This is a genomic window from Vibrio sp. FF145, assembly GCF_041439075.1.
GTDB classification, from domain to species: Bacteria; Pseudomonadota; Gammaproteobacteria; order Enterobacterales; family Vibrionaceae; genus Vibrio; species Vibrio tasmaniensis_A.
Genome location: NZ_JBGONH010000050.1, coordinates 1 through 25492, shown reverse-complemented (window position 1 = coordinate 25492; position 25492 = coordinate 1). Strand labels below are relative to the sequence as shown.

General features: G+C 44.2%; 25 protein-coding genes. 5 read left to right on the top strand and 20 right to left on the bottom strand.

Annotated elements, in window-relative coordinates:
- Window positions 1-164: 164 nt before the first annotated feature.
- A complete protein-coding gene (pilW, locus tag ACED42_RS17185; protein WP_371703522.1) occupies window positions 165-914 on the top strand; it encodes a type IV pilus biogenesis/stability protein PilW in 750 nt (249 codons plus the stop codon).
- Window positions 915-1003: 89 nt separating this feature from the next.
- Here the strand turns inward: pilW and rlmF are convergent, their stop codons facing one another.
- Complete coding sequence (gene rlmF, locus ACED42_RS17180) at window positions 1004-2371, bottom strand: 23S rRNA (adenine(1618)-N(6))-methyltransferase RlmF (protein ID WP_371703520.1); 1368 nt, start codon at window positions 2369-2371, stop codon at window positions 1004-1006.
- 4 nt (window positions 2372-2375) lie between these two features.
- Window positions 2376-2873 carry a YgjP-like metallopeptidase domain-containing protein gene (locus ACED42_RS17175; protein ID WP_004734935.1) on the bottom strand — a complete coding sequence of 166 codons (498 nt, stop codon included), beginning with the start codon at window positions 2871-2873 and terminating at the stop codon, window positions 2376-2378.
- Between the two features lie 153 nt (window positions 2874-3026).
- On the opposite strand from ACED42_RS17175, the gene ACED42_RS17170 reads away from it, so the two are divergent.
- Window positions 3027-3263: a glutaredoxin family protein gene (locus tag ACED42_RS17170; RefSeq protein WP_012604109.1), complete on the top strand. Its 237-nt coding sequence runs from the start codon at window positions 3027-3029 to the stop codon at window positions 3261-3263.
- 88 nt (window positions 3264-3351) lie between these two features.
- Here ACED42_RS17170 and ACED42_RS17165 read toward each other — a convergent pair whose 3' ends face one another.
- A complete protein-coding gene (locus tag ACED42_RS17165; protein WP_065679033.1) occupies window positions 3352-4224 on the bottom strand; it encodes a LysR family transcriptional regulator in 873 nt (290 codons plus the stop codon).
- 110 nt (window positions 4225-4334) lie between these two features.
- Between ACED42_RS17165 and ACED42_RS17160 the strand changes: the two genes are divergently transcribed.
- Both ACED42_RS17160 and ACED42_RS17155 read left to right on the top strand, forming a co-directional pair.
- Window positions 4335-5534 (top strand): MFS transporter, encoded by a 1200-nt coding sequence (locus ACED42_RS17160; RefSeq protein WP_371703519.1) that lies wholly within the window; start codon window positions 4335-4337, stop codon window positions 5532-5534.
- 85 nt (window positions 5535-5619) lie between these two features.
- Window positions 5620-6186, top strand: a complete 567-nt coding sequence (locus ACED42_RS17155) for a DUF1415 domain-containing protein (protein WP_135384408.1) — start codon at window positions 5620-5622, stop codon at window positions 6184-6186.
- Window positions 6187-6224: 38 nt separating this feature from the next.
- Here ACED42_RS17155 and ACED42_RS17150 read toward each other — a convergent pair whose 3' ends face one another.
- Window positions 6225-7295, bottom strand: a complete 1071-nt coding sequence (locus tag ACED42_RS17150) for a diguanylate cyclase (protein ID WP_371703517.1) — start codon at window positions 7293-7295, stop codon at window positions 6225-6227.
- A gap of 187 nt (window positions 7296-7482) precedes the next feature.
- Between ACED42_RS17150 and ACED42_RS17145 the strand changes: the two genes are divergently transcribed.
- Window positions 7483-8058, top strand: a complete 576-nt coding sequence (locus ACED42_RS17145; RefSeq protein WP_050650035.1) for a nucleoside triphosphate pyrophosphohydrolase family protein — start codon at window positions 7483-7485, stop codon at window positions 8056-8058.
- 224 nt (window positions 8059-8282) lie between these two features.
- On the opposite strand, the gene ACED42_RS17140 is transcribed toward ACED42_RS17145, so the two are convergent.
- From ACED42_RS17140 to ACED42_RS17065, 16 genes are all read right to left on the bottom strand, one after another.
- Complete coding sequence (locus ACED42_RS17140; protein WP_017109820.1) at window positions 8283-8771, bottom strand: GNAT family N-acetyltransferase; 489 nt, start codon at window positions 8769-8771, stop codon at window positions 8283-8285.
- A gap of 281 nt (window positions 8772-9052) precedes the next feature.
- A complete protein-coding gene (cydX, locus tag ACED42_RS17135) occupies window positions 9053-9154 on the bottom strand; it encodes a cytochrome bd-I oxidase subunit CydX (protein ID WP_004734907.1) in 102 nt (33 codons plus the stop codon).
- Between the two features lie 10 nt (window positions 9155-9164).
- On the bottom strand, window positions 9165-10301 hold the full coding sequence (cydB, locus tag ACED42_RS17130; RefSeq protein ID WP_371703514.1) for a cytochrome d ubiquinol oxidase subunit II: 1137 nt from the start codon (window positions 10299-10301) through the stop codon (window positions 9165-9167).
- Between the two features lie 12 nt (window positions 10302-10313).
- Entirely contained in the window at window positions 10314-11900 is a 1587-nt protein-coding gene (locus tag ACED42_RS17125; RefSeq protein WP_371703512.1) for a cytochrome ubiquinol oxidase subunit I, read from the bottom strand.
- A 142-nt stretch (window positions 11901-12042) separates the two neighbouring features.
- Entirely contained in the window at window positions 12043-13473 is a 1431-nt protein-coding gene (locus tag ACED42_RS17120; RefSeq protein WP_371703510.1) for a PLP-dependent aminotransferase family protein, read from the bottom strand.
- Window positions 13474-13677: 204 nt separating this feature from the next.
- Window positions 13678-15132: a lytic polysaccharide monooxygenase gene (locus ACED42_RS17115; protein WP_371703508.1), complete on the bottom strand. Its 1455-nt coding sequence runs from the start codon at window positions 15130-15132 to the stop codon at window positions 13678-13680.
- 481 nt (window positions 15133-15613) lie between these two features.
- Entirely contained in the window at window positions 15614-15973 is a 360-nt protein-coding gene (locus ACED42_RS17110; protein ID WP_009846928.1) for a DUF6559 family protein, read from the bottom strand.
- A 29-nt stretch (window positions 15974-16002) separates the two neighbouring features.
- On the bottom strand, window positions 16003-16761 hold the full coding sequence (gene btuD / locus ACED42_RS17105; RefSeq protein WP_371703506.1) for a vitamin B12 ABC transporter ATP-binding protein BtuD: 759 nt from the start codon (window positions 16759-16761) through the stop codon (window positions 16003-16005).
- Window positions 16748-17743: a vitamin B12 ABC transporter permease BtuC gene (gene btuC, locus ACED42_RS17100; RefSeq protein WP_371703505.1), complete on the bottom strand. Its 996-nt coding sequence runs from the start codon at window positions 17741-17743 to the stop codon at window positions 16748-16750. The genes btuD and btuC overlap by 14 nt, the downstream gene beginning before the upstream one ends.
- Before the next feature lie 133 nt (window positions 17744-17876).
- A complete protein-coding gene (locus tag ACED42_RS17095) occupies window positions 17877-18905 on the bottom strand; it encodes a succinylglutamate desuccinylase (protein WP_019824082.1) in 1029 nt (342 codons plus the stop codon).
- 267 nt (window positions 18906-19172) lie between these two features.
- Complete coding sequence (locus ACED42_RS17090) at window positions 19173-20969, bottom strand: M3 family oligoendopeptidase (protein WP_371703503.1); 1797 nt, start codon at window positions 20967-20969, stop codon at window positions 19173-19175.
- Between the two features lie 179 nt (window positions 20970-21148).
- Window positions 21149-21766: an alpha-ribazole phosphatase family protein gene (gene cobC, locus ACED42_RS17085; protein WP_371703501.1), complete on the bottom strand. Its 618-nt coding sequence runs from the start codon at window positions 21764-21766 to the stop codon at window positions 21149-21151.
- Between the two features lie 26 nt (window positions 21767-21792).
- Window positions 21793-22410, bottom strand: a complete 618-nt coding sequence (cobU, locus tag ACED42_RS17080) for a bifunctional adenosylcobinamide kinase/adenosylcobinamide-phosphate guanylyltransferase (RefSeq protein WP_371703499.1) — start codon at window positions 22408-22410, stop codon at window positions 21793-21795.
- 9 nt (window positions 22411-22419) lie between these two features.
- The gene (locus ACED42_RS17075; RefSeq protein ID WP_371703498.1) at window positions 22420-23226 is read right to left on the bottom strand and encodes an adenosylcobinamide-GDP ribazoletransferase; all 807 of its coding nucleotides are present in this window, start codon (window positions 23224-23226) and stop codon (window positions 22420-22422) included.
- On the bottom strand, window positions 23226-24281 hold the full coding sequence (cobT, locus tag ACED42_RS17070) for a nicotinate-nucleotide--dimethylbenzimidazole phosphoribosyltransferase (RefSeq protein WP_269336343.1): 1056 nt from the start codon (window positions 24279-24281) through the stop codon (window positions 23226-23228). Before cobT ends, ACED42_RS17075 begins: the two co-directional genes overlap by 1 nt.
- 58 nt (window positions 24282-24339) lie before the next feature.
- Window positions 24340-24951, bottom strand: a complete 612-nt coding sequence (locus tag ACED42_RS17065; RefSeq protein ID WP_371703497.1) for a flavin reductase family protein — start codon at window positions 24949-24951, stop codon at window positions 24340-24342.
- Window positions 24952-25492: the final 541 nt, after the last annotated feature.

The following is a 25492-nucleotide window of genomic DNA, read 5'->3' as shown; positions in this document are numbered from 1 at the left end:
TTCTTCCGATTCACAAACACATTAAGCCGTCTTCCATAGGTTGTTGATAAAACACCAAATGGGACACGGCTTTTTTATGGTGTTTGGGTCGCATTCCATAATCGACATAACACTTAAATGTATTCGATTTCATATCATAGGTTTGTGTTCAAAAGGAGCTGCACATGCCTAACAAGTCGCTATTACCAAAATCCACCCTGATATCTCATCTAACGCTATTCGCCTCTGTTTCTTTGGTAGGTTGTGTTTCTGTAACCGAAGGTCCACCAAAAATGGCAAGTGATCCAATTGCGATGTCTCAATCACGTATTGAATTGGGTTTGGGCTACATGGGACAAGGTAATATGGTCAAGGCACGTGAAAACCTAGAGCTCGCTATCAAACACGCTCCTAGCTATTACCGCGCCCAACTTTCGATGGCACATTATTACGAGCAAGTTGGCGAAGTAGATGAAGCAAGAACGACTTACCGCAAAGCACTCAGTCTAGATTCAAGAAACGGCAATGTATTGAATAACTACGGTACGTTCTTGTGTAAACAAGGCGAATACGAGCAAGCTGATAAATATTTCAATCGCGCTATTGACCAACCCTACTACTACCTTGTCTCTGCAAGTTATGAGAATGCGGCATTCTGCGCGTTTAAGGCTGGTAATACCGACCAAGCAAAATACTACTTCACACGAGCGATTGACCACGATCCAAATCGCGTAAAATCGATACTACAGCTATCAAAAATTGAAGTGAGTGACGCCGATTACAACGACGCTAGGCTTCGTTTATTCAAATTCCACCAGCGTTATGGCTACCAAATTCCATCGCTTAAAATCTTGGTCGATCTTGAAAACAAAGCAGGTAACAGTGCTCTAGAGAAGAAATATCAGAGCAAGTTAGATGAGTTACTTTCTGCTTAGCTTATATGCAAAACACAAAAAACGGGCTTGTTGCGTTAACAACAAGCCCGTACGTAATTTCAACTTAATGTCTTAACTTCGCGCAGGCGCTATTTTAGCGCGATCCACTCTTGTCTTTGCTCGTCATCCATAAAGGTCCATGCGATAAAGCGACTTACCTTCTGGCCTTGCGACATCTCGACGACTTTTACTTGTTTAGCTCTTAGCTTACCCAACTCTGAACGAACCATATCGACGTTGTCTTTCTTAGAAATCAATGTCGTGAACCACAATACTTGAGTAGCAAAAAGTTGGCTCTCTCTCGCCATTTTCATAATGAAAGCAGCTTCGCCACCCGGACACCAAAGTTCAGATTTCTGGCCACCAAAGTTTAAGGTTGGTTTCTCTTGCTTAATCGATTTGTCTTGCTTGGCTGGCTTCTTATTCATCTCGGGCTTGAATGACTTGCCCGCTTTCTTAGCTCGGTTTGCCGCTAAGTTATCCAGTTTACGTTGTGATCCCTTTTCCGCCTCTTCTAGAGAACTATGGAATGGAGGGTTACAAATAGTGACGTCGTAACGTTCATTATCCTTAATCACGCCCTTAAAGATAGATTCAGAGTCCGCTTGTAGACGAGCTCGGATCTTACCTTTTAGATTAGGGTTACTTTCAGCAATGAAGTTCGCTGTTTTGATGGAGACTGAATCGACATCCGTACCCGTACAGCGCCATTTATACTCTGTCGCGCCAATGATTGGGTAAATACAGTTTGCACCAACACCGATATCTAATGCTTTCACAGAGGCGTGGTTATAAGGCTCACCTTGTCCATCGCTGTTTAGGATGTCTGCCACTCTGTGGATATAATCTGCACGGCCAGGAATTGGTGGGCACAAGTAGCCAGCAGGAATATCCCAATGCTTAACGCCATAGTGATGCGCCAGTAAAGCCTTGTTAAGTAGCTTAACAGCCAATGGATCAGAGAAATTAACGGTGTCTTCGCCCACCGGGTTCTTGATCAGGTGTTCTTTTAGCTCTGGCAACGCTGCAACCAATAACTCAAAGTCGTATCGACCTGTGTGTTGGTTTCTTGGGTGTAATCCACCTTGAGGCTTCGCTGCCGAACGTCTTTTCTGTGCTGCATTCTTGTTAAATGCAGTTTTATTGAAAGAACCCTTATTCGATGATCCTTTATTCGCACCCGGTTTACCTTTGCTATCTTTTGCAAAAGGTCGCTTTGCTTTGTTGTCAGCACCTTTGGGAGCACTGTTTTTGCGGTCTGATGTGTTCTTTGTAGAAATACGCTTGTCGCTGCTTGGCTTGCCTGCATTTGGCTTAATATCACCTTGCTTGCGGTTACCTTGCGTACTATTACCTTGAGTACGGTTACCTTCGTTAGCTTGGTTATCTTTTGTTTTTGCTGCGGAGGTACTGTTTTTCGACAGGCTTAGCGTCGTTCTATTTTGTGATTGGCTCATTGGGCTACTTCTTTAAATCTAAATACATCATGAATAAACGGGCATCTAACTCAAGTTGATGATATTCCGGTTCCATGTGACAGCATAGTTGGTAAAAGGCTTTGTCGTGCTCTTTCTCTTTGATGTGCGCCAGTTCGTGTACCACCAACATTCTCAGCAAAGGTTCTGGCGCATTTTTAAAAACACTGGCGATACGAATCTCATTCTTCGATTTGATCTTTCCACCATGATTTTTCGCGACGTAAGAGTGCAGACCTAATGCATTATTAATTAGGTGTATCTTGCCGTCATAAATCACTTTACTGATCGGTGGTGTTTTTTTCATATAACGATTTTTAATCTCAATCGCATAGTCAAACAGGGCTTTCTCGCTTTTTATTTCATGATTCTTTGGGTAGCGAGCTTCGAACCACGGCACCAACTTTCCCGATTCAACTAGTTGAGTTACCGGATCGAGAATGTGCTTCGGGTAGCCTTGGATATAGCGTAAAGAAGGATGCATGCTGAAAGACCGTACAAGTTACACCACGACAATACGTTGTGGTCTTGAAAATTGAGCCGCATAGTGTAACTGATCACACTTTTCTAATCACCTAGGATTCGTTACACTTTAGCGAGATTCACCAAGAGCTAGACTCAAAAAGAGATTATAAAAATGAAACGTGTTGTATTGTACGTCGCAGACAAATGCCCGCACTGTAAAGATGCGCAGCGCTATTTGGATTCAAAGAAAATTGTTTACCGCCTAACGAATGCAAAGATGCAGCGTGGCCGTAAAGAGTTGCAAGCGATGGGGGCTCGCTCTATCCCCGTACTTAAAATCGGCGACCAGGTGATGGTCGGCTGGAATCAGAAGAACTTCGATAAGATGTATAACTCAAAGAGTACCTAAGTGCTCTAAGCCAGTAATACTTCTATATAATAAAGCCCGAATGTCCAATCTAGGATACTCGGGCTTTGTTGTTCTATACCATTCTAAATCACACGTAGCGCTTAACGAAATCAATAAAGGTTCGGTCCGCCTTCGACAAGTACCCTTCCTTTCTCCACGCCAAAGATAAGTTCAGCTTCACAGGGTCTTTAAATGGCACGCCTACTACGTCTTCCTCGTATTCTGTCACCAAGCTAAGCAGCGCAGTAATGGCAAACTCTCGCTTCACGATAGAAAGAATCATTGGCAATAAATTGGTTTCGAACGCGATGGTCATATCGAGATTGTACTTTTTACAGGTCGCATCAATAAAATCACGGTGGAAATAACCCGACTTGAACATAATCAGTTCTTGAGCGAAAAACTCTTCAAAGGTGATGGATGCTTGCGTTGCCAATGGGTGTTCTTTACCAACAACTGCTAGCATCTCAGAACTCAACAAGTGATCGGTTTCGAGATCATCTGGCACATTTTCATGATTGATAACCCCAATATCCAGTTCGCCGTTTAATAACATTTCACGAATCGATGCGGTGCCGGCATCAATTAAAGTCAGTTTTAGGTTTGGGTATTGGCTTTTGAATGCCATCACGACTTGCGGGAAAAAGTAACTGCCCATCATGCTTGGAGCGCCTAATCGCACTTCTCCCTTTTCTAGTCCCTTTAGCTCATTCATTGCGAGTTGAGCATCATTGAACTGTTGGGCGATTCGCTTCGCATGCTCAAATAATACTTTGCCCTCTTCCGTTAAGGTGACGGATTTATCTCCGCGACGAAATAGAATCAACTCAAGTGTCTGCTCTAGTTTTTTAATGGAGATACTCAATGCAGGCTGTGCGATATGCAGCGCTTTGGCGGCCTGAGTGAAATTGCCAAACTGAGCAACAGCCAGAAAATGTCGAAGTGGTTTTGATTCAAGCATGTCGATATATTAATTATATAGAGGTGATATTTTTAATATATTTCTTTAATCACTATTGTACTGATAACTTGTTCACAAATAGCTTACTAACTCGCGCAGGCACAACGTAAATGTTTGATAAAGGCAGCCCTCAATACAAACGTATCACCCAATCATTGGCGATTGGATCGTTTATCATTTTCTGTAACCTTTATCTCTTTCAGCCAATCTTGCCGCACATGGCCGAGCACTTCCAAGTATCGGAAACTCAGATCAACTGGCTGTTTGCCGCGACAACACTTGGGCTTTCCATCAGTTTGGTGCCTTGGGCAATCGCATCTGAAACCTTTGGCCGAAAGCCCATCATTCTGTTCAGTCTGTTCGCTATTCCTTTGATTGGACTGAGCATGGTGTTCACGACTACTCTACTACAGCTTGTTATTGCTCGAGCATTCATGGGAATCGCAGTCGCTGCATTTGCAGGTGTGGCTGTTGCCTATATGGTTGAAGAGTTGTCACCTAAGGCATTCGCCATCGCGATTGGTGGGTATATTGCGGCTAACTCATTAGGTGGCATCTTCGGTCGTGTATTGGGTGGCTTGATTACGGACTATTTCGACTGGCATGCAACAGTTCTGTTTTTCGTTGTCGGCTCTTTGCTTGGCGCACTCTATATTGCGTATAGTCTGCCTGACCAACAAAACTTCAAACCTCAGAAAGGGTTGTTCTTTCATCATAACCGCTCGGTTGTGATGCACTTAAGAAACCGTACCTTGTGGCTCGCGATGTTGATTGGTGGCGCTAACTTTGCTCTGTTCGTTAACTTGTACTCAGTAATGGGCTTCAGGCTTGTATCTGCACCTCACTCGGTACCCGTTGGTTTAGCTTCGCTGATATTCCTATGTTACTTAGCCGGTACGATAACCTCTAAACTTTCCAATAAATGGACACTTCGTTTTGACACGTTAAACGGTATATTGATCGGCGTGTGTATCAGCTTAATTGGTATGTTGGTTTCTGCCGTCGACAAAGTCCCATTCATGTTAGCTGGGTTGTTATTGATCAGTGGCGGAGCTTTCTTCGCCCATACCCTAGCCTATTCTTGGGTAAGTCAAAAAGCACCGAGCGCGAAAGCGACAGCAACGGCACTTTACTTAGTTCACTATTACATAGGCGGGAGCTTGGGTGGTTTCTTACTCTTATATTGCTGGCAGTTGTTCGGTTGGAATGGTGTTATCGCCGGTGGGTCTATCTTTTATGTCGCGATATTTGCATGGGTCTACCAGTTAAAGCAACTTCAAGTGTCAGCCTCTAAACTCGCACAAGCATAAGTACGACCGAGGTTGTAACTCAATTATTGCTTTTGATTAACGTCCGTTCTGATATCCTACGCAAAATTTCATTTCGGAACCTGTTATGTCGAACACTCAAAGCTCAGATCTTCAAACCATCCATGACCAAGTAAAACAGTGGTTAGACGATGTCGTTATTGGCCTAAACCTGTGTCCATTCGCAGCCAAGCCGCAACGCAATAAACAGATTAAGATCTTTGTGAGTGAAGCAAATACGGAAGAAGCGTTGTTGGGAGACATCATGACGCATTTCGTAGAGTTAGATAACACGCCAGTCCCAGAATTAGAGACGACGTTGGTGGTTGTGCCTAACATGCTGCAAGATTTCTTCGACTACAACATGTTCATTGATTGGATTGAGGCCTTGATCAAGCAAGAAGATTGGGAAGGCGTTTATCAAGTGGCAACCTTCCACCCAGACTATTGCTTTGGTGGTGCGGATCCAGAAGACGATGAAAATCTTACTAACCGCTCTCCGTATCCGGTTTACCATTTGATTCGTGAAGCGAGTATGGAAAAAGTGTTGAAGCACTACCCCAACCCTGAAGCGATTCCTGATACCAACATCGCGAGAGTTGAATCTTTAACACCCGAAGAGCGTCGTAAGTTGTTCCCTTATCTATTCAGTTAAGAACTAACCTTTGAGCTTTAAGAGCTGACAGCTTCAACTTACGAGTCTGAGTGTTCTTGATGATATGGGCGAGATATAAACTGATCTCGTCCATTTTGTTTAGCAATGTACAGGCATTCATCGGCAACTTTGATTAGCGAGTCTAATGCCGACATTCTCTCCCCTTTGCTATCTCCAGTACTCAACTCAAAATGACACGCACCGATTGATATGGTGATAGGCTTACTATCTAGTGTGATTTTCTTCATTTTTTGTAAAAGAGTCATGAACTTATCTTCAACACCACTTGGTGTACTATTTGGATACCAAAGAATGAACTCTTCACCACCAAAACGCGCCACAAACTCTCCATCTTGAATATTATTGCGCAGAACGTTTGCCACTTTCTTTAAAACAACGTCACCCATTTGGTGACCGTAAGTGTCATTAACGACCTTAAAGAAATCGATGTCTACGACGGCTAGTGTCCCTTTACCTAGAGAGCCTTTTAACTGCTCCACTTCTGCATTCAACGTTTTGAACAAGCAACGTCGATTCGGCAAGTGTGTAAGAGGATCGTACAAAGCTTGATATTCAAGTTTTTCATTTAACTCTGTCAGTTTACGTTCTTGCTGTCTTCTCACGAGTTCCACTTCAATCCATGACGCCATTAACCGCATAACGTCGATATCGAACTCTTTAAACTCGCGATGATAGGGAGCTGGGCTTGAAAAGTTTAAGGTGCCATAAAGCTCATCATTGACGAAAATCGGGATACCAATATAAGACTCTAGCCCAAAAGATTGGTAGGCAGGATGTGTCGCATACTTATCATGTTTACCGCAATGCTCAATACAAATAGGGCCAACAGATTTGCACGTAATCTCACAATAGGTCGAACTATAGTCGAAGATATCGCCACTATTGAGCTCAACCCCTTCAGGTGTGACAGAGTGTTCAACTAAGTAAGTATTACCCTCGACTTTCGATAAGATACCAATATCAAGGTTGAAGCGTTCAAGCCCCATGATAAGCAGCTGAGCGATCTGAATATCGAACCCTTTTCGGTAATCATTGGTGATTTGATACAAACGACGTATAACAACTTCACTTTCATTAGCTTGGTGCATAACTGTGATCCTACGACGGAGAACTGATTGGCAATATTACGTGTGGCCTACTGTAAATTATATATTAATCAATTAGTTTTTATGCAAGATACCTCATTAAACCAATGAATAAAAGTCGACTTTGCGTTAGCACCCTATTCCCAGCTTTGGTAAAATACCCCATTAACGAAACAGAATGGATAGGAAAATGAACCTTTCTCAACTAAGCCAAGAAATCTACGATCACCTTTACCGCGACATTGAAGAGTTCCGCAGTACTTTTGATCTGCCTGTTGCTGCTCCTGAAACAATGGACGAAAAAGGCGATACGCTACACACCTCTCTAGCGATCGAAGAACTGACAGAACTTGCAGAAGCTGACTCTAAAATCGAACAAGCGGACGCTATTGTAGACAGCGTTTATGTTTTGATGGGACGTTTGGTTCACCTTGGCCAAGCTAAAGTAGAAGATAACCTAGCAATCAGCTACCTGATCGACCTACTGTTAAATGTTTCTAAAAACCGCTCAATTGACTTCTTACCTTGCTGGGACGAAGTACACTCAAGTAACATGAGTAAAGTATGTCGTAACGAAACAGAATACGCAGAAACAGAAGCTTTCTATGCTAAGCAAAACATCAAACTGATGGCGGTTCAAAAAGGCGAATACATCATCGCTAAGTGTGCGGAAGATTTCGTATCGGAAGGCAAGACAGTTCGCCAAGGTAAAGTACTAAAATCAGTACATTACCGCCCTGCGAACCTTGAGCCACTAACGGCTTAACTAAGTTTACGACTGAACTAAGGTTATGGCTGTAGCTCTTTAAAGCACCAGCGCACCAAAATAGCAAACGCCACGTTTAAATAACGTGGCGTTTTATTATCTGTCAGTCAATTCTAACTGTGTTAATCGTAGCTGTGTTCTTATTGTACCCGAGTGTCAGTTGTAGCTTTGTGTTAAATGCAGCTGTGTGTTAATTGTAGCCGAGTGTTAATTGCAGCTAAATGCTATACCAGTCGCGCCATGTGATAAGCCGCCACATATTCGCCATTTCTGAAAGCGAACCCAGCCGACTCTCCTTCAATAACAAAACCGAATTTCTTGTAGAGACTGATCGCTCTTTCGTTATCGGTATAGACCGTTAGTTCAAGTCGTTTGATGTTAATCCAGTTATCACACAAGTCGATTGCGGTCGCGAGCAGTTGGCTACCGACACCTTTGCCTAATACATCATCTTTAACCCCCATACCGAATGAAGCAACATGACGCCTTCTTGGGTTTACACACACTTCCATTCCCAAATTACCAACAATCTCATCGTCGATCATCGCGACATACGAGTACACGTTGTCGGGCATATTTGAGATTCGTTTCTGCCAGCTTTCCAGAGATGGATTTGGGAGTTGCAGCGTACCGGTATAAGCGTTTGTGCATTCGTAAACTTCTTTGATTCCCTTTGCATCTGACGGTTCAGACCGTCTCACTATAATACTCATCGCAACTCCTACTATTTTCATCGCTAAATATGAAACACATCCTTAATGTGCACCTAGACACACTATCAAATAGTAAATATTTAACAATAGGTTAGATAAAATTGTTTTGATTAAATCTTATATAGAGTTGAGATATAGGTGTACTTAAAAGAATGCAGCTCACTCGATTTAAGTCTTACCATCTGTACCACGAAGGAAGAACCAAACCTTACGCTTTAGGAAGGCTCATAAAAAAGACCAGAGCATCATGCTTCTGGTCTTTTTATGAATCATAACGTCAATCAGAACTCAGTTTCTGAGTCACTTTTCTCTAAGCTAATGACATTCAAAACTGCAAATGCAGAGGCTAGGAATAAGCCTAGTATCCAAACAAAATACCACATGAGAAACTCCTTAATACAGTGAATTGCCGTTGCGTTCGACATACTCGTTATCGAGTCGTCCAAACATGGTTCGATAACTGAACGCGGTATAACACAGAATGATGGGCACCATCACAAATGCTACGCCTGTCATGATGTTCAAGGTCAGTTCGCTTGATGTCGAATCCCAAAGGGTTAAGCTATGGCTTGGATTAACGCTAGACGGAATAATGAATGGGAACATCGCGAAACCAGCGGTTAAAATGATGCAAGCGTTAGTCAGGCTTGAACTAATAAAAGCAATCGCATCCCATTTCAACCTTGCGCTGATCAAAGCCATCAATGGAATAAGCACACTGCCAATTGGCGCGAACCACATCCAAGGGTGAATCTCGAAGTTAGATAACCAAGCACCAGTTTTTGCTATCGCTTGTTTGTTTAACGGGTTTGAAACCGCGCTATGGTTCAACTCACTGACAATCTGATAACCATCAATGTGACTTATTGTTAAACCACCTAGCACCATGAGACTCACCACAAGTATCGCACTCAACTGAGCAACCAATCTTACCTTGTTGTATAGCGCATCGGTGGTTTTCATCATAAGCCAAGCACTGCCTTGCAACAACGCCATCAATAACCCAACGAAGCCACACAACAGAGCAAACGGATTAAGCAAATCAACAAAGGATCCGTGGTACTCAACCATAAGCAAGCTATTGAGCGAGAACGGAAGCCCTTGCATCAAGTTGCCAAACGCGACACCAAATAAAATCGGCGGAAAAAAGCCTGAAAACGAAATCGCTAAATCACACACTTGTCGCCATTGGTCGTTATCTATCTTGGCTCGGTACTCAAGTGCAAGAGGGCGCAGCCACAATGAGATAAGAGCCAAGTACATCGCAACATATAAGCTTGAAAACGATGTCGCATACACTAACGGCCAAGCCGCAAACAAAGCGCCACCTGCGGTAATTAACCACACCTGGTTTCCGTCCCAATGGGGTGCGATGGAGTTAATCATCACTCGTCTTTCAGAGTTGGTTTTACCGATCAACGGTAACAACGCTCCTACTCCCATATCGAAGCCATCGGTGATCATAAAACCAATCAGCAGCACACCGATTAGCACCCACCAAATTAAACGCAATGTGTCATATTCAAACATGAGTCAGTCACCTTATTGTTGAACTTGTTGTGCCAATTTGGCTTCAAGTGATGTTGTTGTTTGTTCATAGTGATAACGCCCCGTTTTCAAACTGCTTGGGCCTTTTTTAGCTACGGTAATCATCAAGTAACTTTCAACAATGATGAAGACCGTATAGAGGCCAATAATTAGCGCGACAGACGTAAGTAAGTTTTCAACGGTTTGCGAAGAAGCCGCGACCGCAACAGGGAGAATTTCACCGACCGCCCATGGCTGACGACCATACTCCGCAACAAACCAACCTGCTTCGATTGCCACCCAAGGTAATGGAATTGACCAAAGTGCCGCCTTCAATAACCAAGGCTTTTGAGTGATGTTTTTACGATAGGTTTGTAAGAAAGCCGCGCCAAAGACAAATAACATAATGAAGCCACAACCCACCATGATTCTGAATGACCAGAACAGAGGCCACACAGTTGGGATTGAATCATCGGCTGCTTGTTGAATTTGCTGTTCAGTAGCATCAGTCACGGTGTCTGTGTATCGCTTAAGTAATAAGCCATATCCGAGGTCATGTTTGGTTTGATCGAAAGCTTGTTCGGTCTCATGTGAGGTATCACCAGCTCGTAAACGCTCCAGCAGTTCATAAGCGATGATTCCGTTACGAATGCGGACGAGGTGTTGGTCGCGTAAGTCATGAAGACCCGTTACTTGTTCATCCAAAGATCGCGTTGCAATAATTCCCATCACATACGGAATTTTCACAGCGAAGTCAGTTTTGCCTTGTTCTTGATTTGGTAATCCAAACAAAGTAAACGCCGCAGGTGCCGGTTCGGTGTGCCATTCAGCTTCAATCGCAGCAAGTTTCACTTTTTGGACGTCACCCAGTTCATAGCCCGACTCATCACCTAATACGATCACCGATATGATAGAAGCAATGCCGAACGAAGCTGCGACAGCAAACGAACGTTTTGCAAAAGCAACGTCACGACCTTTCAGCAAGTAGTATGAACTCACGCCAAGGATAAACATCGCACCGCAGGTATAAGCTGAAGCGACTGTGTGTAAGAACTTAACCTGAGCAACTGGGTTGAGCACCACTTCGGCGAAGCTGGTCATTTCCATACGCATAGTTTGGTAATTGAACTCTGATCCAATTGGATTTTGCATCCAACCATTTGCAACCAAAATCCACAGTGCAGAGAAGCTTGAGCCCAGAGCCACCAGCCAAGTCACCATAAGGTGTTGGCGTTTCGATAATCTTTCCCAGCCGAAGAAGAACAATCCAACAAAGGTGGATTCTAAGAAGAACGCGACAAGCGCTTCGATGGCTAAAGGTGCGCCGAAAATATCGCCGACATAGTGAGAATAATAAGACCAGTTGGTGCCGAACTGGAACTCCATGGTTAAACCGGTCGTGACACCCAACGCAAAGTTAATGCCGAACAGTTTGCCCCAGAAGCGGGTCATGTCTTGATAAATTTGTTTACCGGTGAGTACATAGATCGACTCCATGATCGCCAGTAAGCACGACATACCGATAGTCAGAGGGACGAAAAGAAAGTGGAACATAGCGGTTAGCGCAAACTGTAAACGCGACAATTCAACTACATCAAACATTTAAGCTCCAAACATCATAATGATGGCTTTCATATTAAGAATTGGAGCGTATTTCAGCACAGTTCTCACGAACCAAACTAGAACAGATTGATTGTTAAAAAACAGAACAGATTAAATTATTTGACGAACTATCGGTGAGAGCTTAACTGCATCTGATGGCTTGTGATTCCATTGCCTGAATCAAGCCTCCTAGCGTTCGTATGGCTTCTGCTATTTTGTCGTCACAAGCGTACGAACAATTGAGACGAATATGATGAGAGAACTTTTTGTCGCTGCTGAATATAATTCCCGGCGCAACAGAGATGTTGTGTTCAAGTGCTTGCTCATAAAGCTTCTCAACACAAACAGAATGAGGCAACTCTATCCAAAGGAAGTAACCACCTTGGCTTTTATGCACCATCGCACTTGAAGGTAAGCTAGATTCTAACAATGCAATATGTGCCTTCTTCCTTTCATTCAAAAGCTTGCGAAGTTTTTTAAGATGGTTGTCATAACTATAAAACGTCAGGTAATGAGACAGTCCAAGTTGGATAGGAATACTGCTTGAGAGCGTCGAAAGGTGCTGCAATCTCTGAATCTTTAACGCTTGTTTCCTTGCAACTACCCAACCGATTCGAAAGCCGGGCGACAATGATTTGGAAAACGAACCGCACAGCATGATTTGCTCGCCGGTGTCATAGGCTTTAGCAGGCAATGAGCTTTGGTTGCCGACATGAAGTTCACGATACACATCGTCTTCAATCATTGGGATCTTATGTTGATTCACCAACTCGGCCAACCGCAGCTTGTTTCCATCACTCATCGAATAACCCACTGGGTTTTGCGATTCTGTCATGAACCAGCACGCTTTGATGTTCATTGAAGCGAAAACCGATTCCAACACATCTAAATCGATACCGGTTTCAGGGTCGGTCGGGATCTCAACAGCGGTAAGATTAAGCCTTTCAATAGTCTGTAACACACCGTAAAACGCAGGGTACTCTATCGCGACTAAGTCACCCGGTTCGGTACAGGATTGCAGGCATAAGTTAAGTGCTTCCATTGCCCCAGACGTGATCACAATATCGTCGGGCAATACATCTAGCCCACCAGCTTGATAGCGCTGAGCGATTTGCCTGCGTAACGTTTCACTGCCCGGTGGCAAATTAGTAAGCATGCTGTTATCGGGCATTTGACGACTGGCATTGGCTAAACTGCGCGACAACGCTTGATGCGGAAACAAAGCAGGATCTGGAAATGCCGAGCTGAGTGGAATAATACTAGGGTCTTTGGCTCGTTGAAGCACATCGTAAAGCAGGTCACTGATTTTAACGGGATACGGCTTGATTGCTTTTTGTTGCGTGTGTTCTGAGGTGAATACATTTCTACGCGGTAACACGAAATAGCCAGACTTAGGCTTTGAGCGCACATAGCCTTGGTCTTCAAGCTGTTGATAGGCCTGAAGTACCGTCTCGATACTGAGTTTATAGCGCTTACATGCGTCTCTAATTGATGGGATCTTCTCACCACTCAGCCAGATGTTTTGTTCTATCTGATTCTTGATTGTATTGGCGAGTATCTGAGATTTTTTCATCAAAAAGTCTTTTCTATCTAATGTGTAAAAGATTACTAAACCGTGGATATTCGAAGCACTCGGACATTCAGGTATAACAAAGCCCTACCCTAAACCCAATTACCTTCACGGTCGACTTGTTTATCTCTCCCACAAGAAAAGACACCACACTCATCAATAGAGTGTGGTGTCTTATTTATTTAGTTACTTAGTTTGACTAGCTGACTAGTTAGCTGGACGCCAAACGCCCCACTGATCATTTTCGTAGGTCGCTTTAGGGTTTGTACCACCTTGAACCCACCACTGTGCTTTCCAAGACTGGTTCGAGTAAGTCACGACTTCGCCACCAAGGTAAGTCGCTGATGAATCCCATGTGCCTGGGTCAGGAGTCGGATCAGGATCCGGCGTTGGATCTGGGTCTGGTGTTACGCCACCGTCATCAGAAATTACTTCAAAAGTGAAGGTTTCAACACTTTCGCTTTCAATCGAGCTAGCCATAAACGATAGAGTTTCGTTTGCAGTGATGCCAGTGGTATCAACTACGATAGAAGCCGTGCCGTTATTTTGAATGCTTACTGAAGAGCCTTGAGTTTGAGTCAATGTCGCCGCTTCGCTTGTTGCAATCACAACTTTGTCGCCAGCATTCACTACGTTGTCACTCTTCACTAGCTCGTAGATGTCGCCTTTCAATGGTTCAACACCACCGTCGCCACCATCAATCAGCGTTAACTGACCAGAAGCACGGCTATCTTTTGAGTTGAAGAAGTTACGTGAAGGATCGTTTTGGAAATACATGTAGTGCTGCATTTCAGCGTGCCAGTCACCAATGAAGATCGCGCCATCTTTAAACTCTTCATGCCAGCCGTTAATCTCTGAAGCCAACAAGCGAGCCCAATCGTTAACGTTTGAAGCGTCGATAACGATGTCGAAGCTACGCGCTACTTCACCGTACTTGTTGATGATGTCATATTTAACCGTATCACCAATTTCTGGCGTACCAAACTGATCAGAAACAAACAGGTCGCCACGGACCAGATCAGGTTGAGGACCCGGCTCTGGTGGAGGAGTTGTTCCCCCCGCGATAGTGATGTCTGAACAGTTGTAGAAACCTTCACCCGCGGCATCGTCACGTTGCCAACGTACGTATAAGATTGCATCGCCAGAGCGGTCTGAAGGAATCGTTACGTTGATACGGTATTTGCCACCACTTACAGGAACATTCCCAACTTCTTGGAGAAGGTCTAAATCTCCCCACGCTAGGCCTTTGCTCAGGTCGGCGTTTGGTTTGGTTAGGTAGAACTCCCAGAATGACGGGTTGTGTGGTGCAGTCGCATTGAATACATATTCAAATGTACCAGTGCTTAGCTCGGTGCGAGTCCAGCCAGTATGAGGTGCGCCCATACCGCGCTTTTGCGAATCGTTGGCATAACATAGCGTGCCATCAGGAATCGCTGCTTTCACTGCGTTGATGTTGTTGAAATCCTGAATGTTTTTTGCGTATTCATTACGTTGAACAAACGGGTACGAGCCAGAAATATCTTTTGCTTGAGCACATGCCGCATTTGGTGGCGTACCCGACCAAATCCCACCTTGCTCGTAACACGTATTCTGACGTGCGCTTGGAAATTCAGACCAGCCATGAGCGTTTGCCACTGATGGCACACTGGATAGCATAGCCATCCCCACTGCTATTTTTAGAATATTATTATTTGCTGTTTTCACTTTCCCACTCTCTATTATTTTACCCCCGTATGAAATATTGATAGGACATTTACTAATCAATATTGCAGTTCGAGGGTTTATAGTTTCTGACTTAAAGAACACGGAAAATATATACGTCATAACTATCAATAAAAGTGGGATTTATTTTGAAAGGAATCAGAATCACACAACTCAAAGAAATGCGTTAGAGATAGATGATATTGGTTCGAATTATCAATTTTTACCGACAAAAATTACGCATTCCCTAAGAAAATAGATCGCTAGGAAGGTATTTTTTCATTGAATTAATTGGAGTGAAACGCTCGCATAAATAATGATATTGAGTGCTTTTTATCATCATTATTATTACGTTGTTGAGACTGCTGTAAAGTCGCTAAGCTATTGAGCGTATACGTTTATAAATCGATAAATCATTAAACGTTAATTTGAACGAGCTAAACTAATAGCGGCTATTCATGCCAAATCGATTCGACATATCATCGTCCATACGACCGCCCTTCCAACCGCCACCGCCCAACAAATTAAGTACATCACGCGCGTTATATTCCTCACCACCGAAGAAGTCATTAGACACATCATTACGCAGCAATTGAATGGCTGGAGCAATTTCAGCAGCAAGGTCTTGTGGATCAGCAAACAATGCTAAGGCAACCAGTTGTTGGCGCTTACTCAATTCACATGAACTCGTTTCTACTTGCCCAATAGAGAAAAAATCACTGCTTCCGTACGCTTTCACCAACTTTGCAGAAAGTGATTTGATTACTTTCTTGATTCGTCGTCGTTGAATATATCTAAACATAGAGATTGCCTTGTTTTGATGAGCCTAAATTAACCAAACAATAGGTAAGTTTGATTGTCGACCGAGATGCTTTTTAATTGCGTGTTAAATACGGATTCTAGCTGTTCAGGCACAAGCACTTGCTCTGCACTGCCTGATGCTTGTAGTACGCCCTTTTCGAGCAGCAGTACTTGGTCGGCATGCCTCAAGGTTCGGTTCAGGTCGTGGTTAGCCATAATAACCGCAATGCCCTTCTCAGCCACTCGTTCGATAAGCTTATACAGCAGCGCTTCTTGAGCAATATCCAACGGAGCTGCGGGTTCATCGAGGATCAGGAGCTTTGCGTAAGGATTAAGCGTCGGCCAAATTTGCAGACACATTCCCGCCAAGCGAACGCGTTGCCATTCACCACCAGACAAGGTTTGAATGGAGCGATGAAGTTTGTCTGTGATGTCCAGCATCTGGCTTATCTCTTTCAAAGCTGTGTTGATTTCAGTATCAAGGCCGTGTGAGGAGCTTGGTAGCGACAATGCAAGGTATTGAAACACTTCTAAGTTGAAGGCTGGCCTTGCGCTTTGACACAGATAAGCACGGTGTAATGATAAGTCTTGTAACGACAACACAGATAAGTCTTGTCCATTGAGCTTGATATCGCCTTTATAGCCATCACCAATACCAGATATCGCTTCGAGTAAGGTACTTTTACCGCTGCCATTGGGGCCGATAACGTGAGTCACCTGCCCTTGCTTGAGCTCAAATGATAGTGGTAATAAACGAGCGCCGACGCTCAGGCTCTTAATTTGAATCATGATTTTTAATTAACATCCAAATGAAGATAGGCGCACCGATACTGGTGGTCATCACACCCAAAGGTAATTCTGCAGAATCGAGTAATGTACGTGCGCAAATATCAGCAAACACCAGTAACGCGGCACCTGCAACGGCAGACAAAGGAAGAAGGTATCGGTTGTCGGTACCAATCGCTAAACGGAGTAAGTGTGGCACCACCAAACCCACAAAGCTGATCACGCCACCTAACGCTACTGCGCAGCCGACTAAAATAGACACAGCGAAGATTAGACGCCAACGTAATCTCGGAACGTTCACGCCTAACTGCGCAGCATGGGTCTCGCCAATCATGAGTTTGTCTAGCTTGCTACCTTGCAGGCACAGCCAGATAATCACGGGGATCATTACTAAGGTGAGCGAGTGTTGGTACCAAGTGACGCCACCTAAGCTGCCCATCAGCCAATACATCAATAAGCGTAGGCTGAGGTCATCACTAAAATAGAACGCCCACGTCACCATCGCGCCAGAAAGAATGCCTAACGCAACACCCACCAGCAATAACTTGGCCGTAGTCAGTCGCATCGTTTTAACCATGCTCACTAGAATCACGGTAAAACAGAGTGACCCTAAAACGGCGGCAATCATGAACAGTTCTGGTGTAGGAGCAAACGGTAAGAAGAACAGCACGATCACCATCGCTAAGCTTGCACCACCAGAAATGCCGAGCACACCGGGCTCTGCTAATACGTTACCCAATAAGACTTGTAAGCTTGCGCCAGATACGGCTAACCCTGCCCCGATAGCAATAGCCGCCAATAGTCGAGGTAAGCGTAAATCAATCAGTAGTTTTTGTTCTAACGTGGACAAGGTGCCCAGAGGGGAAATGAAAAGATCGCCAACCATTAGGTAAATCGCACTCAGCACGACAAGCAGTGCTGCCATCAGATAAATGGCTCGGGTCCATTTGCGCTGTTTTTGGTGAAGAAGTTGTTGGAAATCCATATCAAGCTACTTTGAAATTGTTCGCGTAACCTTACCTGTATCCCCAAATAAACTCAAGGCTCACACCGTAATGTGAACCTTGATATTTCAACCAGTTGAGCGGTTGTTTTCGTCGTTTAAACCCGAGTCGGTATTAATCGTACACAAGCTGACCGTGGTCGAATCGTGTTTCAACTTCGCACACCATTAAGGCCGCTCGTTGACCGATAGCAACGTTGCGATTTGGGAACACTACTGCTTCGTTTTCATTCTTCGCCATCAATGGCTTATCACCATCATGACCAAACACTTCACCGTGCTTGAACGCCGTAAAGTTTTCAACGGCATCAGAGAACATGAAATCAAAATCATCATGCAAACGAACAATGGTTCGGCTTACGCGATAAGTAATGGTTTTCTTTGGCAAATGCTCTGGTTCTATTTCAGCAATCAAATTGCGCATTGCCAAATCGAAAGCAGTTAACTTATCAAGCTGGTTCTCACCAATTCTTGCTACCTGCCCTAGCTCCATTGTCAGTGCTTGGGCTTCAAAGTTTTCAGCGCTGTACCAACTGAAAGTACTCGTTGGCGCATTGGATAACAACACCGCTTCAACGTGAGCACTGTTAATGAAATCGAACAAGGCTTTACTGCGAACTTCGTGTCGAACCTTAGGGCTTACGGCGAAAGAGTAATGCTTAGACAAACGGATCGCACAGTGCAGATCTAAGTGCCAACGAGTGGCAGGTACCGTTTCCTTGTAAAACTCAGTAACCAAGTACTTAAGGTTCTTCGCGATGTCCACTTCTCGATTACTCTCGTGCTGTTTTTCATCAAACAGACGGTTCATATTCACATCAAGAAAACGAGTATGCGCGTTGGTTGCTTCTGGGTGAGCAATGATGAACAAACATCTTGCTGTCACTACTTGGAAGCCTGTTTCAATATCCTCAATGAGCTTATCAATCAGCTCCATTGGTGAAGTTTCGTCGCCGTGAACACCTGTTGAAAAGATGATGTTTTTGGTTTCAGAGTTATACTCTGCGGGAATCACTTCCAATACACCGCGTTGATGAAGCTTAATTTGAACACCGTTACTCAGTACGGTCTGTCCTGCAACCACTTCTTGCTCAAGATCTAGGCTGTCAAAAAGAAATGATTGGCGAAAGAGGGTCTTCGTCATGCGTTACTCCTTAATTGCACGGCCGTATGTTAATAAATTGTACATAGAAATTGTGTTGCTAGGATCGCACTTATCAATAGAAACTCCGTTATCACTCACAAATACTACCCATATATTTTTGTATTACCTGCTGACTTTACTAACCGACATCTATTCCAAATAATTTTACCTATTTAGAACAACTTTGGTTATCTCTGTTTATATCAGCAAGATAAGAGCCACGTAAGCTAACACAGCTCTTACCTACCATGAACAGATTGAGATCAATTAATCTTCCTGATCGAGCAATCTTTCAAATTCATCGATTTGAACTTTGACCATGTCGATGCTTTGTTGCCAAAAGTCAGCTTGAGTCAGGTCCATTCCCAAGTGTTTTTGAACGACTTCTTCCGCCATCATGCTGCCCGTATCACGAAGCAAGGAAACGTAATCACCGTAGAATTGTTCGCCCTTAGCATCGCGCTGAGCGTAAACACCTTTACTGAACAGGTAACCGAACAGGTATGGGTAGTTGTAGAAGCTCACTTGAGAGATGCTGAAGTGCAGTTTGCTTGCCCAGAAGTAAGGGTCGGCTTCTGTCATTGCATCGCCATACCACTCCTTCCAAGTGGTTTCCATCAAGTCACACAGCTGCTGAGCCGTTAGCTCACCTTTTTCACGCTGCTCATAGAAGGCTTTCTCAAACTCGAAACGTACTGGAATGTTTACCATCAAAGCGAGTGAAGAAGAAAGCTCTTCCCACAACATTTCAAGTTTCTCATTGCGTGTTTGTGCTTGTTTTAACAAGTGGTCACGGACGATGTTTTCAGCAAAGATTGAAGCGGTTTCTGCTAGCGTCATTGGGTAGCGTGTCTGACACAAAGGCATGTCCTTCATCACCCAGTTATGGAACGCATGGCCTAGCTCATGCGCCAATGTCATTAAGTCTGAGCGGCTACCGCTCCATGTCATGAACACAAGAGGTGTACGTGTCGCAGCAAACTTGGTGCAGTACGCACCTAGACGTTTATTGGCTGCTGGAGCGGCATCAACCCAACCGTTCTCAACCATTAATGCGACAAAATCAGCCATCTCTGAATTGACTTCAGCAAAAGCGGTTTTGATCACTTCAATCGCTTCATCAAATGGATAAACCTTAGATTCAGTGTCACCCAGCGGAGGCATCGCGGCTAAATGGTTCCAAGGCTTCATTTCATCAAGCCCGTGAACTCTTGCCATTAACAGACCTGCTTTCTGGCCTACTTCGCGATTTGCCTTTGCTACCGACATCATGGTGTCTAGCGTTTCAGGTACGATGCGGCTGGCGTGTAGGCTTGGATCAAGGAAATGTACGTCGCTTATTTTCGAGCGCTTTTTGTTCTCTGTCAGTCGCCAACCCGCAAGCGCATTTAGAATTGAAGCAAAAGACTCTTGGTGCGTCTTCATTGCGCCTTGGACTGTGCGCCATGCCGGTTCTTGTTTGTCGAATTCGCTGCCGTACAACAAGCTCGCGGCTTGTGAAAAACCTAGCGCTTCGTCTTCACCGTTCAGCTTTAGCGACAGTTTTAAAGAACCGGTTAAGTTATCGTACAAACGACCCCATCCATCACGGCCATCAACCTTCATCGCGGCCAATAACTGCTCTTCAGCAACACTAAGGCGGCTGCTTGATAACTTACGCGAGCTTTCAATCGCAAAGCGTTGTCCTGCTACATCTGCGCTGTCATGCTCTAAAACTGCATCAATAAACTCTGGTTCTGCGTGGATTAGCGTGTCTTCATAAGGGCTGAACGCTTGAGACATTTCAGAATTCAGCTTCGCTACACGACCAAGCAGAGCTTTGGCTTCTGTGTGCGTCGCGTCTACCGATGCGTGGCAATTAGCGAAGGTGTTGATTGTGCTCAGTAACGTGCCTGCCGCTTCAGAAGTTTGAATGGCGTTTTGCATCGCTAGGATAATATGACGCTTTTCAACGTGTAGGTACAACAGCTCAATACATTGTTGAATGAGTTCAATGTCTTGTTCGATTTTTGCATCATTAAGATCGCGATAAGCAATGCTTAGATCCCAACTCGGTGTTGTCATGACTAAATTCCTTTCACGTAGGTAGTAATACCAATCTGGTATAGCGGCTGTAAACGCCGCTTTATACTTCTATTTCTATTTCTATTTCTATTTCTATTTCTATTAACAGATTTAATAGATTTAATAGATTTAATAGATTTAATAGATTGTTAATTCTTAAAACTGTGTATTTTTAACTCTCAGAGAACAGCCAACCCTATCGACTTTACACTGATAAAACTCTGTGCGAACTGAGTGATTTGAATATGAGTTATCGACGCGTTTTCTATCGATAGCTTCGAGTACAAACTCGGATTTTTCCAATCAATATCAAGACAATGCGCTAGCAGTATGCGAATCACACCACCATGGGTAACCAACAATATATTGTCACTTGGATCATTCAAAAGTTGCGACCAAGCTTGAGTTACTCTGTCGTGGAAGCTCTGTAAACTTTCTGCACCAGTCAGTTGATGATTAGCAGGATCTTGCCAAAAGGTTTCTAGCATTCCCCACTTGTCTTCAAGCTCATCAAATGGGACACCATCAACGTCACCGAAGTTCATTTCCTGAAAGTCTGGTGCTACAGATAAAGGCACAGACATACGCTGTGCGTATCTGTTTGCGAGATCGCTGCATCGCCTTAATGGCGAGGTAACCACGCAATCAAAGGCAATATCTTGTTTTATCAGCGCCCCACATATCCGATCTTGAAGATCAGGATTAACCAACACATCGGATAAACCATTAAGTGCCGCTTCGCCTTCGACTTTGCCATGTCTTAGTAGGTAGATGTTTTTGGTTGTTCCATTTTCCATTTGTTCAACTAACCTTTGATACCAATCTAATTATGAGTCGAGTTTTTAGTCGAATGGCTCGACGGTTTTAAGCTCAATGGTAACCCTGCGGCGACCAGCGTGACACGCTCAACAACACGAGCTAGCGCTTGGTTCATGCGACCCGCATTGTCGACAAATAGGCGCGACACTTTACCTAGCGGCACCACACCTAAACCGACTTCGTTAGACACCATGATAATTTGCGCCGGGCTTTGCTCTACGCTTTTCACTAAAACTTCAACCACGGCCTCAACCTGTTCATTGGTCGCATCATCACCCAACTCAAAAATAATGTTGTTCAACCACAAAGTTAGGCAGTCAATCAACACCACATCGTTTTGACCAAAAGACAGCAGTTTTTCGGCTAATTCAACAGGGGCTTCATGCTCAATCCACAGCTCACCACGACGTTGTTTATGGTGCACAATTCTCTCACGCATTTCGTCGTCCAAATAAGTGGCCGTCGCAATATAGTTGAGGCGCCCATTTGAACATGCTTCAAGCGCACATAATGCCTGTTGTTCTGCAAAACTCGACTTACCAGAACGAGCCCCACCCAATACCAAATGGCTATTTCGCTGATTTACTTGATTAATTTGATTAGCTTGATTCGTGTTTGTCATAGGAAACCGTTATAGAAAGCCATTGTAAAATGCAGTAATGAATACAAGGTAAATCAGTAACTCCATCAACTGTTGAGCCGCCCCCAAGCAGTCGCCAGTAAAGCCACCAATTCGAGCCGTTAACCACTTTTTGAAACCTGTTCTGAACAGATAGGCGACGACAGATAAAACCAAAGCGAATTCAAGACCAAACCACAGGCTAGGCAGCACGCCTACAAGCAATAAGAAGGCAAGTTCACCTTTGGTTTGCTTGTTGGCCAAAGGCTTACTTTTACTGGTATCTAAATCGCTGACATAAGGCATGTCGTAAATAAGTGACGCAGCAATTGCACGGCTAAAGGTATAACTGGTCACGATAACCATAAACAAGACTGTCATGTTCACCAGTTCATTCAACAGCACCCACTTGCCAAGCAGAGCCATAACTAGTGCAGACGCGCCATAGGTACCAATTCGACTGTCTTTCATGATGGTTAAACGGCGTTCTAGGGTCATGCCGCCACCAATACCATCGGCCATATCGGTTAAGCCGTCTTCATGGAATGCACCTGTGAGCATCAAGCTAAAACTCATCATCAAAAAGATCGCCACTGCACTCGGAAGTACCGTATCAAGTAGCAAGAACACACCGCCACACAGAACACCAAGTAACAAACCAACCGTTGAAAAGTAGCGACCAGAACGATTCATTCGCTCTGATGAATAGGGCGTGTTCTTCGGCATTGGTAAGCGAGAAAAGAAGCCCATCGCCAGCGCAAACAGCTCCCATTGATAAGTGACTCGACCTTTCAACGATCTTTCTGGCGCATCACTCATTAAACCGTGACTCCAGCACTTTCGAAGCTCGCCATGTTGTTATAGAACTCGGCTGCCGCACGAATAATCGGCATAGCTAGCGCAGCACCCGTGCCCTCGCCCAACCTCAATCCAAGATCGAGCAGAGGCTCAGCGTCGAGCAGCTCTAACAGAATTTTGTGTCCTGACTCTTCAGAGCGATGTGCGAAGATCATATAGTCTCGGCAACTCGGTTCAATTAAAGTCGCGACATACGCTGCAACCGACACGATAAAGCCATCGACCAATACCGGTGTTCTGTTCTGGTAAGCGCCAAGGAAACCACCGACCATTTGAACGATTTCATAGCCACCGACTTGTGCTAGTACCTCTTTAAGCCCTTTAATATCTTTAAGATCTGTAAGCTCTAAACCTTTGCAACGCGCGACACCTTGCTCAACCACAGCCACTTTACGTGCAAGCTGTTCATTGTTGATGCCAGTGCCTAGGCCAACACACTCCGCTGCAGCACGATTCGCTAATGCACTTAAGATCGCTGATGCGCTGCTGGTATTTCCGATACCCATTTCACCAAACATGATGATATTGGTGCCATTCGAAATGGTTCTAGATACAAGCTCTGTACCCAGTTCAATCCCACGTTCAACCGTTTCTAAACTCATTGCCGCTTCATTGGCAAAGTTATTGGTTCGCGTACCCAAGCGCTGAGAGATCAACATGTCACTGTCTGATTCCACAGGCAACAATATCCCCGTGTCGACTACCGTGATATCGATATTATTCACCGCACAGAAGCAATTGATCGCCGCGCCACCGCTTAAGAAGTTCAACACCATCTGCTGTGTTACGGCACTTGGAGCAATACTCACGCCTTCATCTGCGATGCCATGGTCGCCAGCAAAAATGATGATACTTGGCTTATTCAATTCGATGTGTTCAACCGCAGCTTCTTTGCCTTGGCTCTGAATCAATGCCAATTGATGAGCGACTTTTTCTAGTAAGCCAAGCGCACCGAGCGGCTTGGTTTTTTGGTCAATTCGGTGTTGGATGTACTGCGAGTATTGGGTATCTAACATAGTTTTTAAAAACGCTTATTCTGGGTACGTTAATTTAGGGACTGCTACTTAGGGATTGTTACTTAGGGCGTGCGACAGAAAACACATTGGAAAGCGTCGCGTATTCACCGCCACCAAGGCGAGACAAAGGGTCCAATGCCAACGCATCAACCTTAAGACGTTCACTCTCTTTATCGATCACATCTTCGGAAATGTACACGGTTTCGACTTGAGCAAAGATAAGACTTTGTGGCACCTCTCCAACTTCTTTTACTTCGTATAAGGTGCAGCCAAAAGCGACCGCGCACTCTTTTACTCTCGGTAAAGAAAAGCCCTCAAATTCAACCAGTTCAATACTATTCGCTGTTACTTCAGAGTCACCATGATCGAGCGTAGCTGCTGTTGCTGTCATTGTTTCTGCAGAACTTGAAGAAGCGATGTGAATCACTAGCTTACCCGTTTCAAGGGCATTACGGGTGGTATCTTTGATTTTGCCAGACGGTTTCTTCCCGACCGATAACATCAGTAGCGGCGGATTACTGGAAACAGGCGTGAAATAAGAGAAAGGCGCTAGGTTGTACTCTTGTTCAGAAGATTCCGTCAATGCCCACGCAATCGGGCGAGGAACAACGGTTTGTGTCATCAGGTGATAAATCTGAGTGGGAGCAAGAGTATCAAGCTTGAGGTTCATAGCACGTCCTTGGTCTATGTGAATTACGACTCAGTTTACGTGTTAAGCAATGCTGTATCTATGCCTAATCAACAGAAACCGTAGAGAGTGTTCTTAATTTAAACAGATCACACTGGTTTTTTCTCAAATTGACAATCAAATTGACGAACCCTAAAACACCTACAATACTGATAATAGATTTATCAGTAACTTACATTTTGGCATCGTTTATGCTTTATCTAAAGTACTTGTTAATCTCTCCATTGATGAGTGCCCATACTGTGAATACCCACATCGCAGTTGCTTTAAAAGAAAACAATCGATTGAAAGACAAAACCAAACAATGATTTAGGAGGTGAAATGATTCCAAACACAAGTAAAAGAAAACCAAATAAATCGAGTAAAAAAACCAGCAAAAAGGTAAGGAAAATCCCACTCTCCTTCACCTAATAGTTGTCGAAGCAATAAGACAACAAAGTAGCAAAGTAAATAACAAGCCCGTCGCCCAGCCAACACCTATCATTTAAGGTGTTTAGATCGCACAGTGTAGCGAGTCTTACTA

Bases quoted from the DNA above. Each gene is read 5' to 3' on its own strand.
- pilW (WP_371703522.1), top strand. From the start codon at position 165: ATGCCTAACAAGTCGCTATTACCAAAATCCACCCTGATATCTCATCTA.
- rlmF (WP_371703520.1), bottom strand. From the start codon at position 2,371: ATGAGCCAATCACAAAATAGAACGACGCTAAGCCTGTCGAAAAACAGT.
- ACED42_RS17175 (WP_004734935.1), bottom strand. From the start codon at position 2,873: ATGCATCCTTCTTTACGCTATATCCAAGGCTACCCGAAGCACATTCTC.
- ACED42_RS17170 (WP_012604109.1), top strand. From the start codon at position 3,027: ATGAAACGTGTTGTATTGTACGTCGCAGACAAATGCCCGCACTGTAAA.
- ACED42_RS17165 (WP_065679033.1), bottom strand. From the start codon at position 4,224: ATGCTTGAATCAAAACCACTTCGACATTTTCTGGCTGTTGCTCAGTTT.
- ACED42_RS17160 (WP_371703519.1), top strand. From the start codon at position 4,335: ATGTTTGATAAAGGCAGCCCTCAATACAAACGTATCACCCAATCATTG.
- ACED42_RS17155 (WP_135384408.1), top strand. From the start codon at position 5,620: ATGTCGAACACTCAAAGCTCAGATCTTCAAACCATCCATGACCAAGTA.
- ACED42_RS17150 (WP_371703517.1), bottom strand. From the start codon at position 7,295: ATGCACCAAGCTAATGAAAGTGAAGTTGTTATACGTCGTTTGTATCAA.
- ACED42_RS17145 (WP_050650035.1), top strand. From the start codon at position 7,483: ATGAACCTTTCTCAACTAAGCCAAGAAATCTACGATCACCTTTACCGC.
- ACED42_RS17140 (WP_017109820.1), bottom strand. From the start codon at position 8,771: ATGAGTATTATAGTGAGACGGTCTGAACCGTCAGATGCAAAGGGAATC.
- cydX (WP_004734907.1), bottom strand. From the start codon at position 9,154: ATGTGGTATTTTGTTTGGATACTAGGCTTATTCCTAGCCTCTGCATTT.
- cydB (WP_371703514.1), bottom strand. From the start codon at position 10,301: ATGTTTGAATATGACACATTGCGTTTAATTTGGTGGGTGCTAATCGGT.
- ACED42_RS17125 (WP_371703512.1), bottom strand. From the start codon at position 11,900: ATGTTTGATGTAGTTGAATTGTCGCGTTTACAGTTTGCGCTAACCGCT.
- ACED42_RS17120 (WP_371703510.1), bottom strand. From the start codon at position 13,473: ATGAAAAAATCTCAGATACTCGCCAATACAATCAAGAATCAGATAGAA.
- ACED42_RS17115 (WP_371703508.1), bottom strand. From the start codon at position 15,132: ATGGCTATGCTATCCAGTGTGCCATCAGTGGCAAACGCTCATGGCTGG.
- ACED42_RS17110 (WP_009846928.1), bottom strand. From the start codon at position 15,973: ATGTTTAGATATATTCAACGACGACGAATCAAGAAAGTAATCAAATCA.
- btuD (WP_371703506.1), bottom strand. From the start codon at position 16,761: ATGATTCAAATTAAGAGCCTGAGCGTCGGCGCTCGTTTATTACCACTA.
- btuC (WP_371703505.1), bottom strand. From the start codon at position 17,743: ATGGATTTCCAACAACTTCTTCACCAAAAACAGCGCAAATGGACCCGA.
- ACED42_RS17095 (WP_019824082.1), bottom strand. From the start codon at position 18,905: ATGACGAAGACCCTCTTTCGCCAATCATTTCTTTTTGACAGCCTAGAT.
- ACED42_RS17090 (WP_371703503.1), bottom strand. From the start codon at position 20,969: ATGACAACACCGAGTTGGGATCTAAGCATTGCTTATCGCGATCTTAAT.
- cobC (WP_371703501.1), bottom strand. From the start codon at position 21,766: ATGGAAAATGGAACAACCAAAAACATCTACCTACTAAGACATGGCAAA.
- cobU (WP_371703499.1), bottom strand. From the start codon at position 22,410: ATGACAAACACGAATCAAGCTAATCAAATTAATCAAGTAAATCAGCGA.
- ACED42_RS17075 (WP_371703498.1), bottom strand. From the start codon at position 23,226: ATGAGTGATGCGCCAGAAAGATCGTTGAAAGGTCGAGTCACTTATCAA.
- cobT (WP_269336343.1), bottom strand. From the start codon at position 24,281: ATGTTAGATACCCAATACTCGCAGTACATCCAACACCGAATTGACCAA.
- ACED42_RS17065 (WP_371703497.1), bottom strand. From the start codon at position 24,951: ATGAACCTCAAGCTTGATACTCTTGCTCCCACTCAGATTTATCACCTG.